This window comes from Pseudomonas sp. R3-18-08 (genome assembly GCF_003852065.1).
In the GTDB taxonomy this organism is placed as follows: Bacteria; Pseudomonadota; Gammaproteobacteria; order Pseudomonadales; family Pseudomonadaceae; genus Aquipseudomonas.
This window is the reverse complement of sequence record NZ_CP027729.1, coordinates 5,658,830-5,675,360: the sequence shown is the minus strand read 5'-3', so window position 1 is coordinate 5,675,360 and position 16,531 is coordinate 5,658,830. Positions and strand designations below refer to the sequence as shown.

The 16,531-nt window shown below is 60.2% G+C and carries 13 protein-coding genes and 1 pseudogene; 2 read left to right on the top strand and 12 right to left on the bottom strand.

The features are described 5' to 3' along the window. Window positions 1–337: 337 nt before the first annotated feature. Genes C4J92_RS26210 through C4J92_RS26195 form a run of 4 tightly spaced genes read right to left on the bottom strand, consistent with a single transcriptional unit; the run spans window position 338 to window position 6,856 of the window. On the bottom strand, window positions 338–607 hold the full coding sequence (locus C4J92_RS26210) for a PAAR domain-containing protein (RefSeq protein ID WP_124405674.1): 270 nt from the start codon (window positions 605–607) through the stop codon (window positions 338–340). Beyond that, on the bottom strand, window positions 604–2,292 hold the full coding sequence (locus C4J92_RS26205; protein WP_164487553.1) for a DUF2875 family protein: 1,689 nt from the start codon (window positions 2,290–2,292) through the stop codon (window positions 604–606). The genes C4J92_RS26210 and C4J92_RS26205 overlap by 4 nt, the downstream gene beginning before the upstream one ends. Continuing rightward, window positions 2,289–4,304, bottom strand: coding sequence for a DUF3274 domain-containing protein (locus C4J92_RS26200; RefSeq protein WP_124405673.1), 2,016 nt, complete (start codon window positions 4,302–4,304; stop codon window positions 2,289–2,291). The genes C4J92_RS26205 and C4J92_RS26200 overlap by 4 nt, the downstream gene beginning before the upstream one ends. After that, entirely contained in the window at window positions 4,301–6,856 is a 2,556-nt protein-coding gene (locus C4J92_RS26195) for a type VI secretion system Vgr family protein (protein WP_164487552.1), read from the bottom strand. The genes C4J92_RS26200 and C4J92_RS26195 overlap by 4 nt, the downstream gene beginning before the upstream one ends. A gap of 308 nt (window positions 6,857–7,164) precedes the next feature. Here C4J92_RS26195 and C4J92_RS26190 point away from each other — a divergent pair, with 308 nt between their 5' ends. Beyond that, a complete protein-coding gene (locus C4J92_RS26190; protein WP_032803751.1) occupies window positions 7,165–7,539 on the top strand; it encodes a hypothetical protein in 375 nt (124 codons plus the stop codon). Window positions 7,540–7,637: 98 nt separating this feature from the next. Here the strand turns inward: C4J92_RS26190 and C4J92_RS26185 are convergent. The 8 genes and pseudogenes from C4J92_RS26185 to exbB form a co-directional block, all read right to left on the bottom strand. Next, window positions 7,638–7,847 (bottom strand): annotated as a pseudogene (locus tag C4J92_RS26185) (histidine kinase); the annotation flags it as partial. Window positions 7,848–7,853: 6 nt separating this feature from the next. Further along, a complete protein-coding gene (locus tag C4J92_RS26180) occupies window positions 7,854–8,111 on the bottom strand; it encodes a DUF6124 family protein (protein ID WP_124405671.1) in 258 nt (85 codons plus the stop codon). A gap of 494 nt (window positions 8,112–8,605) precedes the next feature. Next, window positions 8,606–10,006, bottom strand: a complete 1,401-nt coding sequence (locus tag C4J92_RS26175; RefSeq protein ID WP_124405670.1) for an aminoacyl-tRNA deacylase and HDOD domain-containing protein — start codon at window positions 10,004–10,006, stop codon at window positions 8,606–8,608. A 77-nt stretch (window positions 10,007–10,083) separates the two neighbouring features. Beyond that, window positions 10,084–12,159 (bottom strand): ATP-dependent DNA helicase RecG, encoded by a 2,076-nt coding sequence (recG, locus tag C4J92_RS26170; protein ID WP_124368828.1) that lies wholly within the window; start codon window positions 12,157–12,159, stop codon window positions 10,084–10,086. Window positions 12,160–12,167: 8 nt separating this feature from the next. After that, window positions 12,168–13,088: a hydrogen peroxide-inducible genes activator gene (locus C4J92_RS26165; RefSeq protein ID WP_124364985.1), complete on the bottom strand. Its 921-nt coding sequence runs from the start codon at window positions 13,086–13,088 to the stop codon at window positions 12,168–12,170. A 158-nt stretch (window positions 13,089–13,246) separates the two neighbouring features. Continuing rightward, a complete protein-coding gene (locus C4J92_RS26160) occupies window positions 13,247–13,993 on the bottom strand; it encodes an energy transducer TonB (RefSeq protein ID WP_124364984.1) in 747 nt (248 codons plus the stop codon). Then, window positions 13,990–14,415, bottom strand: a complete 426-nt coding sequence (exbD, locus tag C4J92_RS26155) for a TonB system transport protein ExbD (protein ID WP_003195519.1) — start codon at window positions 14,413–14,415, stop codon at window positions 13,990–13,992. Before exbD ends, C4J92_RS26160 begins: the two co-directional genes overlap by 4 nt. Window positions 14,416–14,421: 6 nt before the next feature. Next, the gene (gene exbB, locus C4J92_RS26150) at window positions 14,422–15,390 is read right to left on the bottom strand and encodes a tonB-system energizer ExbB (protein ID WP_124405669.1); all 969 of its coding nucleotides are present in this window, start codon (window positions 15,388–15,390) and stop codon (window positions 14,422–14,424) included. 189 nt (window positions 15,391–15,579) lie between these two features. Here exbB and C4J92_RS26145 point away from each other — a divergent pair, with 189 nt between their 5' ends. Then, window positions 15,580–16,431 (top strand): SDR family oxidoreductase, encoded by an 852-nt coding sequence (locus C4J92_RS26145; RefSeq protein WP_124405668.1) that lies wholly within the window; start codon window positions 15,580–15,582, stop codon window positions 16,429–16,431. Window positions 16,432–16,531 lie beyond the last annotated feature (100 nt).

Genomic DNA, 16,531 nt, shown 5'->3' with positions numbered 1-16,531 from the left:
AGCCGATGCCGCTGCCGAAAATCCGTTCGTGTCTAGGGCTTCATGTTGCGGTGTCAGCGTCTATTAGCTGAGCCAAGAAATAGTAGCGAGGGCTTTCATACAGAGGGGCTTGCAACCACGCCGGTCGTTCTAAAACCTTGCTGATACGAAGAGTGGAAGCCATACGCCTATTCCAGCTGCGGTCAGTAAAAGACGCTGTCCGGTACTTTTATTTCGCTTATTGTCTATGCTCACTCTCTCTCTAACTTGATGTTCGCGGCTGCTCGTGATCCCCATCGTGGCGGCAAAGAGCTAGCATCGGCGATGACATCAATCGGTCCAACAATATAAAAAGCAGCTAGATCACGTTCACATTCAGCGCATGGCTCGCTACGCCATGACACCCGCATGCCAATCGATGCCCTTGCAGTACGACAGGTATTCCGTTCATGCGTCGGTAGGGATGCCCCTCAATAAAGGCAAATACGCCCGCATGCAACGGGCAGGAGGCCTTGTCGCCTTTCACTACCGGGGTTTTGCCGTTCAGCGTGTGAGTGCCGGCCAATTGGCACGACACCACGCTGCCACCGCTGCTGGTGGGGTCGCCCAGGCAGATGGGATGGTTCATGTTTTGGGGCCTCGGCCAGTGGGGGAGCCGAACTTGAAGGGATCGGCGCCCCGATACTGTTGGTTCTTCGCTTTTTGCTCATCACTCGGTGGGCTGATCATTTGAACGGTCAGGCTGCCGTCGTTGCCGGCGTAGACCACGGCACTGGCGCCGCCGTCGAGGTAGCTGGCGATGGTGGCCAGGTTGATTTCCACCAGTGCACCACTGACCCCGGTATTGCCCAGACGGCGACCGATGTCATAGCCCTCGTCAACGTTGCCCACTTCCAGGCCATGACCGTCGGTATTGAGGCTGTGCAAGGCGTTGGTCAGGGCGATTTCTGCTTCAAGGTTGTCGGTGGTGTCGTAGAACACGCGCACCGGCTTTTGCCCATCAGGCAGGGTGTCGAGGGCTTTGAGCCAGCCAGCCTGCAGGGCCTTGGCTTGCAACGCAGGTTTCAGGCGTTTGCCGTTTTCGTCCTGCATGGGGACCTTGATTGGGCGGTGCAGGTAGCCGAGCACTGGTGCTGTGTCGAATTCCTTGAGCTGATGGTCGGCCCAGCGAATTGGCAGCCAGGGGGAGGGCTCGAAATAGCCAGGGCCACGGTTGCTGATGGTTTTCCAGAGGGCGGGGAGTTGGGATTGCCAGTAGGCGGTGGACATGGTGCCTGGGGCTAAGGGGTCTTTAGCACCCTTGGCTCGCTCTGCGTCCTCGTACACGTCTATGAATTTAGGTGATTGCTTCCAGTAAAAGTCCCAGAGCTTGCCCATATCAGTGCTTTTATTCTGATTATCTTCAGGCTCATGAGTGGTGAATGGACGAATATATCGGTCCACTCGATCTGAGCGAGTGACCAGCAGCCCGGTCATGCTTTCGTAGATTGTGGGTACGACTTGGGCACTTTGCAGTCGAGGTGTGCCTGGCTTGCGATAAACATCGCGAGTTACGTCACCATCTCGGCTAGCGATCAAAGCTTGTGGCACTTTGGGATTATCGTCAAAAAACTGAAACAATCGCTCGATCATACCTTGCGCATGGGCAGTGCTTTCATCGTCTTGCCATAGAAACAGCGAGACGCCCAAGGTGGCAGCATTACGCCCTGAATTGATGAGGCCCGCAGCTTTGTAGCCTTTTGCGTAAGGGTCGGGCGGGCCTAGAGCAAATACCGGAATGGGCCAGTAAGCCACCGATTCGCTTGCTGAATGTTTGAACGCTACACGGATATTAACATCGCGAGTGATTTCTCGAGAGCTCAATGAGGTATCTAACTCCTTGGGATCTTGCGAATATATCGAGGAGAAGTTGTTGTTATTTGTTTTGATTTCACGCCATATCGATGATTGGTGCCAATCATCTACGGTAATTCCTACCCCTCGTATTTCCAACGCATAGGTGCGCACTTGTGTGGCCCGCTGTTCGGCATCTCTAGCTTTCATCTTGTTTTGATACGTCGCTATTTCCGCTTTTTCACCGGCTATGGCATTGCCCCACCAGTGAATGCTGAAGATCAATAACAACGGGCCGACAATGGCGGCAATGCCCCAGGCCATTACGGGTCTCATATCACGAAGTACCATGTTGGTTTCCTGTGCTTTGATTTGAACAACCCAGATAAAACCAAGCCAAAGTACGAGCAGCACGCAGGCTATCCAGAGGTAAGGCTTTAATTTGGGCAAAGTTCTAGGTGGCTGCTGGTTATCCTTCATTGGCCAGCTCCTTTTTTATTGGAGCTGACAACAAGAGAGGGGGGCGTTAGCGATACCATGTCGGCAGAAGGAAAAATTCCATCTTGGTAATACCGAAAGCTGGCCTTTATCAATATCCGAGCATCTTCACTCAGTCGCGACCAGCCCGGTAATTCCGAGATTATCGTAAATTGCGCTTCATCGAGCCTCCAATCCGCAATCGCCACCAACACCTCGCGCATCGCCGGGTCGTCGAGGCAGTGAGCCTGGCCAACCGCAATGTCCATCGCCGTCACCCAGCGCTGGTTTTCAGGGCTGCGCAGTACCGCCGAGTGATAACTGTTGGAGTCCAGTTCAGGTTCAACGGCCAGTCGGGCACGAATTTCGTTCGCGGTCTCCTCCCTTAAGAGTACGTAAACCGATCCATCCATGCGTGCGTTAGGCATTTTGGTTTGACGCATACGCGCATGATCGCCAGCTTCCTTTCCCTCGTTCCATCGGCTGGTTTCCTGCTCCAAATCGAGCGCCGTCAAACTTTCACGCACCTTTAACCATTTGAACCTTGCGCTGGGGTTACCCAGCGCGGACTCGATACCGACGTCGTCCGGTTTGTCCAGGCCAGCCGTGTCCGGGGTTCCGGATATTGCCTCTCCACCAAACATCTGCGGTGCATGCGGAGGGTTTAGCGCTTCGCCATTGATCAGGCGTTCCTGGCCTTCTGCAATGGCTGCCTGCGAGGCTACCCCAGTGAGCCAGTCCTTCCCGGGGTAACGGTGTTCGCCTGATGCGCGGATGAACTCCGGTTGGGGTGTTTTCCCTACCATGACTGGTTCACCGTCGCGTTGACGTTTGGTCCACATCCGCTGATAAAAACGCAAAAACTGCAAGGCCATCATGGCGGGCCGACCGTCATTCGGCACAACGTCCGGTACGCCATAGGTACCGATACCGTGCACGGCGTCGAGGGCCACAGTGGTGTCGTCCGGACAAAAGTACAGGTACACCTTGCCGCGATTGTCTCGCTCAGGAAAAACCGTCAGGTTGCCGACTTTGTTTTTGCGGGTGCCCTGTGTCGGTGACCATTTAGGGCCAGTGCGACCGCCGTAGGTTTTCGCCTCTCGCAGGGCGGACAGCGGCGGCTGCGCGTGGGGCGTTCCGGTGATAGCTGAGACGATACCGATCAGTGTGGCGAGGGTGTCATGGCCTTTAGGGGTGACGTTGGACAGTACGCTGTAAGGTGAATCCACCATGATGACGGTGTCGGCACAGCGTTGGCCTTTATCAATCAACAGGGCTTGAGCCAGCAGGGTAATCAAGGTGCCTTGGCTGTGGCCCATGATGGTGATGGTTTCGTCGGGCGATACACGACGAATCTCGCTGATCAGCATGGCCAATCGAGCTGCCGCCAATACGAAATAACGTCGATGCGGGGCTTTCCCCATGTACTGAGTGTTCGGTAGCTGGGTTTGCGCTGCATGCCGGACAAACTTGTCAAAGCCCTGGCTGTACATCTCTAGCAAGTTATTAGTGGCGTTGGCGAAGAAACCGCCACCCTTGGAAAAGTGCCTGTCCAGCCGGTTGTTAAACACGTCCTGGTATTGATCACGCAGTTTGGTGGGATCGTTATTTTTATCCCGCTTTACCTCGCCAGGCTCGGCCCGGTAGCCCCAGTAAAATGGGATCATCAGGCTGCGGGTTTTGGGATCGTCCGCGTCTCGCTGATAGAGGTAGGTGTCTGGATCATCGAGTATCTGCTCTTCTTTATCCGTACACGTTTCTGGAGGTGTATCTTTAGCTTTTTTATATTTAGCTCCATAGAGCCCTGCCTTCAAATCCGGCCGATCCAACCGCTCATTCAGCCCCTGACACAACCCCGTCTCCACCGACTCATAAGACGCCCCTGGGTCATTCACGCCATGCAGGAAAATCACCACACCCGGCAGGTCGGCAGGCACTTCCATTTTGCGTTCGGTGCTGAAGTTGGGTATCAGCCGGGTCACGCTTTCTGCCACGGCGTATAGATCGCCACTCATTGGCTGCCTCCTTTGGGGCCGTTGGTACGTAGCGCGGCGACTTGCGCCTGGTGCATCGCCTCGCGCTCGACGCGTTCGGTCAGGCCGCTGGCGTCGGTGAGGCCTTGCACGGTGCTGCCGTCCTCGAGTTTGATCTGGTAGGCGTGGTCGACCGCCATTCGGGCGCTGTCGTCGGCGTGCCCTGGGTAGTGGAACGCCAGGCGCTGGGCGGCCGGGTCGCGGGTGAATGCCGGGACTTTAGCGCTGTCGGTTTTGGGGCCGACCCAATCATGATCGCTGGCATGCACAATAACCTTGCCTTGGCTGCCGATCTCAACACCGCCGCCGATCTTGATGTAGCTGCCATCATCGGCGACCAAGCGAATGGTCGGCGCAGTGACAACCACCTCTCCCTCGGCAGCCGAAAGGTGCAGACTTTTCTGCGCATTGAGCGTGATGTCGTCTTCCTGGGCCTGGACCAGCACTTTGCCGCGGTTGGCAATGGCGCTAATGCCTTCATCCTGGGCGAAGGCGCTAATCCCCTTGCCGGCTTGCAGGCGCATGGCGGCACCGCTGGTCAACTGCACATTATCCTGGGCGGTGGTGTCGTGGTTCGCCCCGGCGTAATGGATTTGTGAGCGCGGTGTGGCGCTGGTAATGCCCGCTTCAGCCGCGACGGCCAAGAGGGGCTCGCCGGTGCTGTTGCCGTCGGGGGCTGGCCACTGGCTCAGGGATTGGCGCAAGGCGTCGATGCCCTGGCTGTCCACCGCTGCGCCGCCTCGTGCCGCAGCGGTTTGCCCGAGGGTTTTAAACAGTTCGCCACACTCGGCCAGCAGCTTGAGCAGTTCTTCGCGGTCCAGTTGTGATCCCGTTGCGTTCTGACGCGCATAGGTGGTCAGCAACATGCCTTGGGCGGCGCGTAGTGCTATCGCGGCATCGGTGCGCAATTCTGCACCGTCACCACGCGCCTGGGCTTGGCCGTCTGTACGCGGCTCGGTGAGTTTCCCTAGATTGAGCGCGGTGGCGTTATGGGTAGTGGCGACCCGGGCACGCAAGGCGCCTGGGGTGTCGTCGAACAACAGCTCGTTAAACCCACGGCCCTTGTGTTCCTGGGTCTGGATTCCCGACAGCGTGCGATTGCCTGGCAGGCCTGATGCCTTGCTGAAGCGTGGTGGCTTTTGGTCGGCGTTGTACAGCACCGAAGTCACCACGGGGCGGTCGATATCGCCAGCGAGGAAGGTCACCAGCACTTCCTGCCCGATCCGCGGCAAAAACTGGTGACCCCAACCACTGCCGGCGCTGGGCATCGCCACGCGCACCCACGTGGTGCCCTGGGGCAGGTCGTTGCCGCGCTGCCAGTGGAACCTGACTTGGATACGCGCCAGTTCATCGGTGAAGACTTCTTCGCCCTCGGGCCCTACCACGATGGCGCTGAGCGGCCCGCCGATGGTGGGACGGGGTATCGTGAGAGGGTGGCGGTAAGGGATTTTGTGGCGGATGCAGACAAACTGATTGTCGTAACCGGCCGGCTCATCCGAGAGGTAATTGTTACGGCCTTGATGTTCGACCGACAACAGCAGGAACTGGCGATCGTCCGCAGCGCCTGTGTCATGATCAAAATGCTGGGTCAGTTCAAAGGTGTATCCAGGGCGCATGGCCCGGCAGTTGCTGCTACCGGTAAAGGTCTTGCCCTGAACCTCGATGGCCTCCAAGCGCTGGCGGACCAGCGATTCGCCTGGCTCGGGCAGGCCATGGCTGTAGGCACCCAAAAAATCGTAGACCTCGTAAGGCTGGGTATCGCCTTGCTGGTTGAGGCTGTCCATATGGATGGGCAACGGGTTTCTCGGCTGTTTGTAGTCGAAGGTCTGGATGGTCATCTTGCCGGATTGCAACACCCGGTGGCTGCCCCATTGGGTGATTGAGTCGCTGGTCTCGGTGACAAAGGCGCTGTGGTAACGGATCTGCGGTTGCTCGGCCAACGCGACCAAGGACTGGGATTGGTCGGTAATGATCAGGCTGTGCCCGTCTTTACTGTGATCGAAATAGAAGAACAGCCCGTCCTGCTCCAGCAGGCGCAACACGAAATTCAGGTCGCTTTCCCGGTATTGGGTGATGTAGCTGTGGGATTTGAGAGGTTTATGCAGGCGAAACTCAAACGTGGCCAGCCCGCTGTAGTGAGCGAAGACCGTGCGAATTACTGTCTCTATGGTTTGTTCTTGAAAGATCCGCGAATCAAAACGCCGCGTCAGCATCCACAGCCAGGGGCTCAATGTCGCGCTATAGCGCGCCAGGCCGCCGTCGCTGCCCTGCAGGCCAAATTGCGTGATATAGCCATGGATATATCGCACGCCGCCGTCAGCCAGTTCGATTTCCAGGTGCGCGGGTTGGCCAATCAAGGATTTGAGCTCAAGGCTGGCGTCCTGACTGATCAATGACAGTTCGAAGCTGAACAGCGTGGAGAGACCTTCACTTCCGCTGAAGTGCTCCAGCAGGAGTGCCTGCTCCTCGTCGGCACCAGCGATCAGCTTGATAAGGCGGCGATTCTGAGGCGCGAAAACATTCGTCAAATTCATCAGCGTTGGAACTCCATGTAAAGCGGCAGGTGCGCAATTTTCGACCTCCATGTCTAATCGGCGGAAACTCTAAACCCCGATACGTTTGCAAACAAATGGAAAAGCACATTAATGGCGTTAAAGGATGAGTCAAATTGTATCACTCTATGGTCGCGCGTTGATCTTAGCCTGCCTTCCAGCTTGGGCGATATGCTGCTATAAGCGTCAAACGCAAGTCTATCTCCCGCTAAAGCGCGAGATCGGTGGCGTTCTGTTTGCAAATCGTTACACTGCTGCGGCCACTCAATAATTACACCGAGGCCGTGTGCATGAAATTTCGTCTTCTCCTGTGGGTGCTGGGCCTGATGATGGGCAAAGCCAGCCGCACCAACCCCGCCTTCCAGCAGCAGCTAGGTGACAAAGACCTGGCCTTCCAGTTGCAGACCCTCGACGGCAAGGTTGCCCGCCACTTCATCGTCAAAGACCAGCGCATCACCAGCCGCTCGGGTGTACACCCTGAGCCGGCGTTTGCGATTGCCTTCAAAGACGCCGCCTACGGCTTCGCCACGATGCAGGCGAAGAACAAGCAACTGGCGTTCATGACGGGGATTCAGGACAAGTCGATCCAGATCAAGGGCAACCCGGCGCTGGTGATCTGGTTCCAGGGGTTGACCAAGTATTTGAAGCCGAAGAAAAAGAAGTAGGCGTTCAGTGATCGTTCCCACGCTCTGCGTGGGAATGCCGCTTTGGACGCTCCGCGTCCGCTCTTAAGTGGTGACGCGGAGCGTGGGAATGATCAGGTTCAGTGCTGGCTGAACTGCGACGCCAATTCGCGCAACAACACCTCGGCATCCAGTACCTTGCCGACTACGTCTTCAGCCTTTTCCCGGCTCAAGCCCAGACGCTCGAGCAGTGCATCCGGAATGGTTTCATCCGGCCCGGAACCGATTCCTCGGCTGCGCAACAGGCGCACGGCCAGGCACACCAGGTTCGGGTGTTCGGCGTACTGCCCGACATCTCATGGGTTTACTTGCCCCGAGACACTGAGTACTCGATCAGCCAGCAACTGTGCCAGTTCGATTAACTGCGTAACGCCCAGCAGTTCCTCTCGTTTCGGCCCTTCAAGGTCAAAGGCCAGGTCGCAACTCAGCGCATTGGCCGAGGCCAGTGTTTCGCTGAGGTTGACCAGTAGGTCTTGCGTGGGGATGCCGTCTTTCACGGTGAATAGCACGCTAGATGCTGGATCGAATGGGGGATTTGGGGTGGGTTTGATCATGGTGAAACTCCGGAGATATTAAAGGAGCTGCCATTGATCGCCGCGACGCGATGGGGTGGCAGCTGTACGCAGGTTCGCGGACCGACTCTCCAGAACATCGGCATACCCGAAGGTATCCCGCGCACAGCCGCCATAGCGCCGCACAGTAGACGACAAAAAAGCGCCAACTGAAAGGACACGATGACGCTTTTGCGTCTGAAGAAATACGGGCCGCGACGCCCGACCGCTGATTGTGCAACGGTGCACTGAGACTAGAGATTGAGTGTCCTAGCGGCAACCTCAACGCCTTGTAAGACGTTTCTGTTTCTAGCAGAACGGACAGTTGTTTGGCTTTGCGCCAGCCAAGCCGAAGAAAAAGAAGTAAGCGTTCAGTTAAGCCGAGAGGGATTCATCGGGGGCAAGCCCCCTCCCACACTTAACCGAGTTCCAGCTGTGGAATGCGGTCGAATGTGGGAGGGGGCTTGCCCCCGATAGCAGTGTGACTGTCGACAGATTCAGTGCTGGCTGAACTGCGACGCCAATTCGCGCAACAACACTTCGGCATCCAGCACCTTGCCGACTACGTCTTCAGCCTTTTCCCGGCTCAAGCCCAGACGCTCCAGCAGTGCATCCGGAATGGTTTCATCCGGCCCGGAACCGATCCCCCGGCTGCGCAACAGGCGCACGGCCAGGCACACCAGGTTCGGGTATTCGGCGTACTGCCCGTCATAGCTCGGGTCATGCTGGAAGCGCAGGGCGGTGGACAGTTCGTCCGGCATGTCCCAGTAACGCATCAGCCAGGCGCCGATCTGCTCGCGGCTGATGCCCAGCAGGTGTTGTTCCACGTAGCTGTGGCACAGGTGCGGGTTGACCTCCAGGTGGCGGCAGATCAGCGAAAAGTGCGGCGGGAACACATGGGCCAGCAGCAGGTAACCAAAGTTGTGCAGCAACCCTGCCAGGTAGGTCAGGCCGGCTTCCGGGCGCTGGGCGCGGGGCATGGCGCGGGTCAGGCCTTCGATCACGGCGGCGGTGTAGATCGACTGGTGCCAGTACGGCGTGGAAGGGTGCGGTCGGTCCTTGGGCAGGCTCAGGGTTTTACCCAGGGCCAGGCCCAGCGCCAGGTTGATCACCAGATCGAAGCCCAGCACGCGCACGATGGCGTCTTCCACCGAGCGGATCTTGCCCGGCGAAGCGTAGTAGGGCGACGCCGCCCAGCTCACCACCTGGGCGGCCAGGGCCGGGTCGGTTTCCACCACGCCGGTGATGTCGTCGATGGTGGCGTTGGGGTCGACGCGCAGTTTGATGATCTTCTGCGCGGTGTCGGCCAGCGGCGGAATCTCGATGGTCGCTTCCAGGCGTTGCTGAATACGGCGGGCAGTGAATGCCTGCATCGCCTGGGTGATTTCCTCACGGTCATCATTGGGACGGTCGAGGTTGGGGCGAATGTTGCTCAGGGGCTCGCCGAACTGAGCCGCACTGGCCTTGGTCAGCATGGTCTTGAAGTGCTCGCTGGCGATTTCCAGCAGCAACCCGGCTTCACCCGAATGCACCAATAGACTCGGCTCGTTGAGCAGGCTGCCTTCATACAGGCACGGCGAACTGGTGAGCGGCGGCAGGCCCGGCAGCAGGTTCAGCTCATGCTTGCCCAGCATGCGCTCGACGCGCTCCGGCGCCACAGCGGTGAGGCGCCGACCGGTGAGCTCGGTAAGGCGGTTGAGGTCGAGCAACTGGCTCTGGGGGAACAGCACCATGAGCGCGCCGACGGCATCTTCGAGCAGTACCGCCTGGACCTTTCGCGCAGGGTTCAGGCCCGTCTGTTCGGCGACTTCCGTGTAGGGGATGGCGAGCTTTGCGAGCAGCGCCCGAATGACCGGCGGGGCGGTCAGTGGGTCGGTAGCGAGGGCAACTTCTGACATGGCCTGATCCAATTTTTTTCATTCATTGGAGTATAACCAGCTTGGTAGAGGTGTAGGTCGGATAAGTGAGCCGGCTGTCACACTTGGCCGTATTGCTGCCCGTGCCGCAGCCAGCGGTTGAGCAGCGGGCTGACATGCTCAGGCCAGCGCTCCAGCAGCGCCTGCGCCGCATCGCGCACTGCGGGCAACAGGTCGGCGTCGCGCATCAGGTCGGCGACCTTGAATTGCAGCAAACCGGTTTGGCGGGTACCGAGCATTTCTCCCGGGCCGCGCAGCTCGAGGTCTTTTTCGGCGATGACAAAGCCGTCGTTGGTTTCACGCATGATGCCCAGGCGTTGGCGGCCGATCTGCGACAGCGGCGGGTGATACAGCAGCACGCAATGGCTGGCGGCGCTGCCTCGGCCGACACGGCCGCGCAATTGGTGCAGTTGGGCCAGGCCCAGGCGTTCGGGGTTCTCGATGATCATCAGGCTGGCGTTGGGCACGTCCACGCCGACTTCGATCACGGTAGTGGCCACGAGCAATTGCAGGTTACCGGCCTTGAACTCGGCCATCACTGCGGCTTTTTCGGCAGGTTTCATACGGCCGTGGATCAGCCCGACCTTGAGCTCGCCCAGGGCGCTGGTGAGGTCTTCATAGGTGGTTTCGGCGGCCTGGCAGGTCAGCTCCTCGGACTCTTCGATCAGCGTACACACCCAGTACGCCTGGCGGCCTTCGGCGCAGGCGCCGCGCACGCGCTCGATCACTTCGACGCGTCGCGTGTCGGTGACCAGCACGGTGTTGACCGGCGTACGGCCGGGGGGCAGTTCGTCGAGGATCGAGGTGTCGAGGTCGGCGTAGGCACTCATCGCCAGGGTGCGCGGGATTGGCGTGGCGGTCATGATCAACTGGTGCGGGTTCATGCGCCCACCCACGCCTTTCTGGCGCAGGGCCAGGCGCTGTTGCACGCCGAAGCGGTGCTGTTCGTCGATGATCACCAGGGCCAGGTTCTTGAACTGCACTTCATCCTGGAACAGCGCATGGGTGCCCACCACCATCGGTGCGCCGCCGGCAATCTGCTCCAGCGCCGCTGCGCGCGTCTTGCCCTTGAGCTTGCCGGCCAGCCATGCGACTTCCAGCCCCAGCGGCTCGAGCCAGCGTTTGAAGGTGATGAAGTGCTGCTCAGCGAGAATTTCCGTGGGCGCCATCAACGCGACCTGGTAACCGGCCTCCAGGGCCTGCAAGGCGGCGAGGGCGGCGACCACGGTCTTGCCCGCGCCCACATCGCCCTGGATCAGGCGCAGCATCGGCTCCTGCTGGCTGAGGTCGTAGGCGATTTCATTGCCGACGCGTTGCTGCGCGCCGGTCGGTGCGAAGCCCAGGTTGGCCAGGTATTGCGCGGGCAGGCGCGTGGCTTTGGGCATCGCCGGTGCGCGCAGCGAACGCATGCTTTCGCGCAGGCGCTGCTGGGACAGTTGATGGGTCAGCAGTTCTTCGAAGGCCAGGCGATGCTGGGCCCAGTGATGGCCGAGGGCGAGTTCGTCCACATCGGCGTCGGCCGGCGGGTGATGCAGGTAGCGAATCGCATCCGCCAGAGGCGCCAGTTGATAGTCGCGGGCCAGCTCCAGCGGCAGCCAGTCGGGCAGGCTTTGCGGGCCGAGCATCGTCAGGGTTTGCATGCACAACTGGCGCAGGCGTTGCTGGGTAAGGCCTTCGGTCAGCGGGTAGATCGGCGTGAGAGTGGTGTCCACCGGCGGCGGTTCGTCGCCGGTAATGGCGCGGTACTCCGGGTGGTAGATCTCCAGGCCCGAGGCCCCCGGACGCGCTTCGCCGTAGCAACGCACGCGGGTACCGCGCTTGAGGCCTTCTTTCTGCGCATTGCTGAAATGGTAGAAGCGCAGGCTCAGGCCGCCGGTGCCGTCCTGCAGGCGCACCACCAGGCTGCGGCGCTTGCCCATTACCACGTCGGCGCCGCTGACGGTGCCTTCGATCACCGCGTCCTGGCCGGGACGCAAGTGGCCGATGGGCACGACGCGGGTGCGATCCTGATAGCGCAGCGGCAGGTGGAACAGCACGTCCTGGAGGTTCTCCAGGCCGACCTTGGCGAGTTTCTCGGCCATGGCCTCACCGACACCCTTGAGTGCCGTCACCGGCACCTGCGACAGCTCAGTCATACGGTTACTTAGCTCGCAGCAGGCGGCTTGGCCACCGAGCATAGGCGGATCGAGTCCGCGAGGATCTCAATCGCTTTTGGCCGCGGAAAGCTGGCGCGCCAGGCGATTGCCACGGTACGGAAGGGCACTGGCGGCGTAAGTGGGCGCACTTCGATTACGCCGGGGGCGTAGTGATGGCTGTCTACCGCCGACAACGGCAGGATCGAAATACCCAGGCCGGACGCGACCATGTGGCGAATGGTTTCCAGGGAGCTGGATTCCACCGTGGTGTGCTTGGCGCCGTCGTTGCCTTTGGTCAGGGTCGGGCAGGCTTCCAGCACCTGGTCGCGGAAGCAGTGGCCTTCGCCGAGCAGCAGCAGGCTCTTGTCATTGAGCAGGCCGGCGTCGATGGTTTCCTTCTGGGTCCATGGGTGCGAGGCGGGCATCAGTACGTAGAACGGCTCGTCGTAGAGCGGCAGGGTCAGCACGTCCGCCTCGTTGAACGGCAAGGCGATGATGATCGCGTCCAGCTCGCCGTTGCGCAGTTTGTCGCGCAGCACGTGGGTGAAGTTTTCTTCGATATACAGCGGCATCTGCGGCGCGACGCGGTGCAGTTGCGGGATCAGATGGGGGAACAGGTACGGGCCGACGGTGTAGATGGCGCCGACCTTGAGCGGTGCGGTCAGCTGGTTCTTGCCGGCCTGGGCCAGCTCGCGAATGCTTTGCGCTTGTTCCAACACCTTCTGGGCCTGGGCAACGATGCCTTCGCCCACCGGGGTGAGGCGCACGGCGCTCTTGCTGCGCTCGAAAATCAGCACACCGAGTTCGTCTTCGAGCTTTTTCACGCCCACCGACAGCGTCGGCTGGCTGACGTGGCAACGCTCGGCCGCGTGGCCGAAGTGCTGTTCTTGGGCGAGGGTCACGATGTAGCGTAATTCTGTAAGAGTCATAGCGGGCGTCCATGAGGTTGCGGGCCAAGCATACCGGCTGCAATCGATAGACGCACGTTATCAGAACTTTGCTGGGGATTGAGCGAGGACTGTCGGTAATTTTGCTGATTCGCTGCCGCTGAATGTGGAAGGGAGCCAGCCCCTTCCACATTGCCCTGCTAGCGGCGACGTTTATCGATGTTGTAAACGAACGGTGCGACGAGCTCCACACTGCCGTTTTTCAACAGGTCGGCCGGTGGTTTGGGCAGGGGTTGAGCCTTGCGGATCATCTCCAGGGTGGCGCGATCCAGGTCGGCGTTGCCGGAGCGGCCCTCCAACTCGTAGGACAGCACATTGCCTTCGCCGTCGACCACGAAGCGCAAGCGGTTCATGCCTTCCTTGCCACGTTGCTGGGCGCCCGGCGGGTACTTCTTGTACTTCTGCAGGTGCGCCAGCAAGGTGCTTTGCCAGGAGGCCTGGGCGGCAAGCTGTTGCGCCGACGGGCCCGGAGCGGGCTGGGCGGATTTCTGCGCAGGCGCGTTGCTCGGCGGCGTGTCGCTCGGTGGCTCCTCGGAAGGTTTCTCCTTGGGCGGCTCGGGCTTTTTCTCCACCGGCTTGGGCGGTTGTGGCTTGGGTTTGGGCTTGACCGGCTTAGGCACCTGGATTGTCGGCTTGGGCGCCTCTGCCAACTTCGGCAGCGGCAGCTCTTCGACCGGTGGTGGCGGTGGCGCAACGACCTTGGGCGGTGCCGGCGGCGGCGGTGGCGCCGGCAGGGGCGCCAGGTCGATGACCATCGCGGCCGGAGGCAACGGGATCGCCTGCGGCGCGGACCATTTAAGCGCGATGATGATCGCGACGGCGTGCACGCCCAGCACGACTGCGAGGCTGCTGCCATAACGCGTCAGTTTGTGGCGCGTCGTGATCATTTCTTGGCTGCCGTCTCAAGTCCGACCAGGCCTACCTTGAGGTAGCCGGCTGCCCGCAAGGCGTCCATCACGCTCATCAGGTCGCCGTAGTCCACGCCCTTGTCGGCCTGGAAGAAGATCGTCGTGTCTTTCTTGCCTTGGGTCTTGGCATCGAGCACCGGCCCCAGGGTTTCAGCCTTGACTTCTTCTTCGCCCAGGAACAGGCGCTGGTCGGCCTTCACGCTGAGGAAAATCGGCTTCTCCGGGCGTGGCGCCGGCTTGGCGCTGGACGCGGGAAGGTCAACCTTGATGTCCACGGTAGCCAACGGTGCCGCCACCATGAAGATGATCAGCAGCACCAGCATCACGTCGATAAACGGCGTGACGTTGATTTCGTGATTCTCGACGAGCTCGTCGTCGCCTTGATTCAAATGCAGGCCCATGGCTGATTACCCCACTTTCACCATGTGCGGTTGCGAGCTGCGCTCGTTAGGCAGGTGATCGAGGTCGCGGCTGACCAGCAGCAGGACTTCTGCCGACGCGTCCGATACCTGGGCCTTGTAGCCGGCGATCGAACGGGCGAAGACGTTGTAGATCACCACCGCTGGGATCGCGGCAACCAGGCCCAGGGCCGTAGCCAGCAAGGCTTCGGCGATGCCGGGAGCAACCACGGCGAGGTTGGTGGTCTGGGTTTTGGCGATGCCGATGAAGCTGTTCATGATGCCCCACACGGTACCGAACAGGCCGACGAAGGGGGCGGTGGAACCGATGGTCGCCAGCACGCCGGTGCCGCTGCTCATGTTACGACCACAGGCCGCAACCAGGCGCTCCAGGCGGAAAGCTACACGTTCCTTGATGCCTTCTTTTTCGCGGGTGTTGGCCGACAGGCGCATTTCTTCCAGGGCGTCATGCACCAGCAGGTTGGCCAGGGTGCCCTTCTTGGTGGCGGTTTCACTCGCTTCCTTGAGGGTGGCGGCCTTTTTCAAGTGGACGATTTCAGTGCGCAGACGACGCTTGGCGCCCAGCAGCTCGAAGCCTTTGGCGATCCAGATGGTCCAGGTAATGATGGAGGCGATAGCCAGGCCGATCATCACGGCTTTCACCACCACGTCGGCGTTCTGGTACATGCCCCATGGGGACAGGTCATGTGCCATGCCCAGGGTGTTGTCTTCTTCCAGCACTACGCCCGTTTCGTCGGCAGGGGCTGCAGCCTGGGCCGGAGCGGTTGGCGCGGCGGCAGGCGCAGCCGGGGTGGCGGCATTCTGCTCGGCAGCGGCTGGCGCGGCAGGTGCGGTGGCATCAGCGAAGGCGGCGGTCGGCGCCAGCAGTACGCTGAACAGCATCGCAGCAATCGCACGCCAGGCGCGGGATGGGCTGTGAGACTTGGTTGGCGAAGCGGGGTTTGTATGACGTGTCATGCTGGCCGGACCTGAGAGAAAATAATGGGTGATCGTCCTGCCAGACCCTTTTGGGTCGAGGACAAATGGGCGGTTATTATTGCAAGTAATTCTTGTTAACTAAAGTGGCACTGTTACTTTATTTCGCTTTTTACTGGCCGTTGATCCTCTCGCACGGCTAATCTGCGCCTTTGAGAATGGAGTTTTATGATGTCTGCGCCTTCTGTTGTGATTGCCGGTTGCGGCGACGTGGGTAGCCGGCTGGCTAGCCAATTGCTGGCCGCAGGATGGGAGGTGCATGGCCTGCGCCGCGATATTTCGCGCCTTCCCGTCGGCGTGATCGGCATCGCCGGTGATCTGTTCGATAAAGCCTGTCCCGATACCTGGCCGATCGGCGGGGTGGATTACCTGGTGTACTGCGCTGCGGCCACCGACCACGATGAGGCCGGTTACCGTGCTGCCTACGTGCAAGGGTTGCAGCATGTGCTGGAGTGGCTGGGCGATTACGGCCAGACGCCCAGGCATTTGCTGTTTGTGTCCAGCAGCAGCGTATATGGGCAGCAGAATGGCGAGTGGGTCGACGAAACCTCTGAAACTCAGGCGAAGGGTTATTCCGGCCAAGTCATGCTCGAAGCCGAGCAAGTGGCACTCAATAGTGGCATCCCCGCGAGCGTCGTGCGGCTGACCGGCATTTATGGCCCGGGCCGCGAGTGGCTGCTGACACAGGTTCGGCAGGGTTATCGCGTAGCGGTCGACCCGCCTTTATATGGCAACCGGATTCACGCCGATGACGCTGCGGGCTTGTTGGCGTTTTTATTGCGGCATGTGGAGCAGGGCGGTTCGCTGGACAAGGTGTATATCGGGGTCGACGATGCGCCGGCGCCATTGGCCGAGGTGGTGGGTTGGTTGCGCGAGTATCTGGGCGTGACGGAGTGGTCCGAGGACGCCAGTGTGCGGCGTGCGGGCAGCAAGCAGTGCAGCAATGCGCGCATCAAGGCGCTGGGCTGGAAGCCGACCTATCCGACTTATCGCGAAGGCTATGCAGCCATTTTGAAAGGTTGAACGACGGACAAAATGTGGGAGGGGGCTTGCCCCCGATAACGGTGTGTCAGCCAAAGAGAGGTTGACTGAAGAAACGCTATCGGGGGCAAGCCCCCTCCCA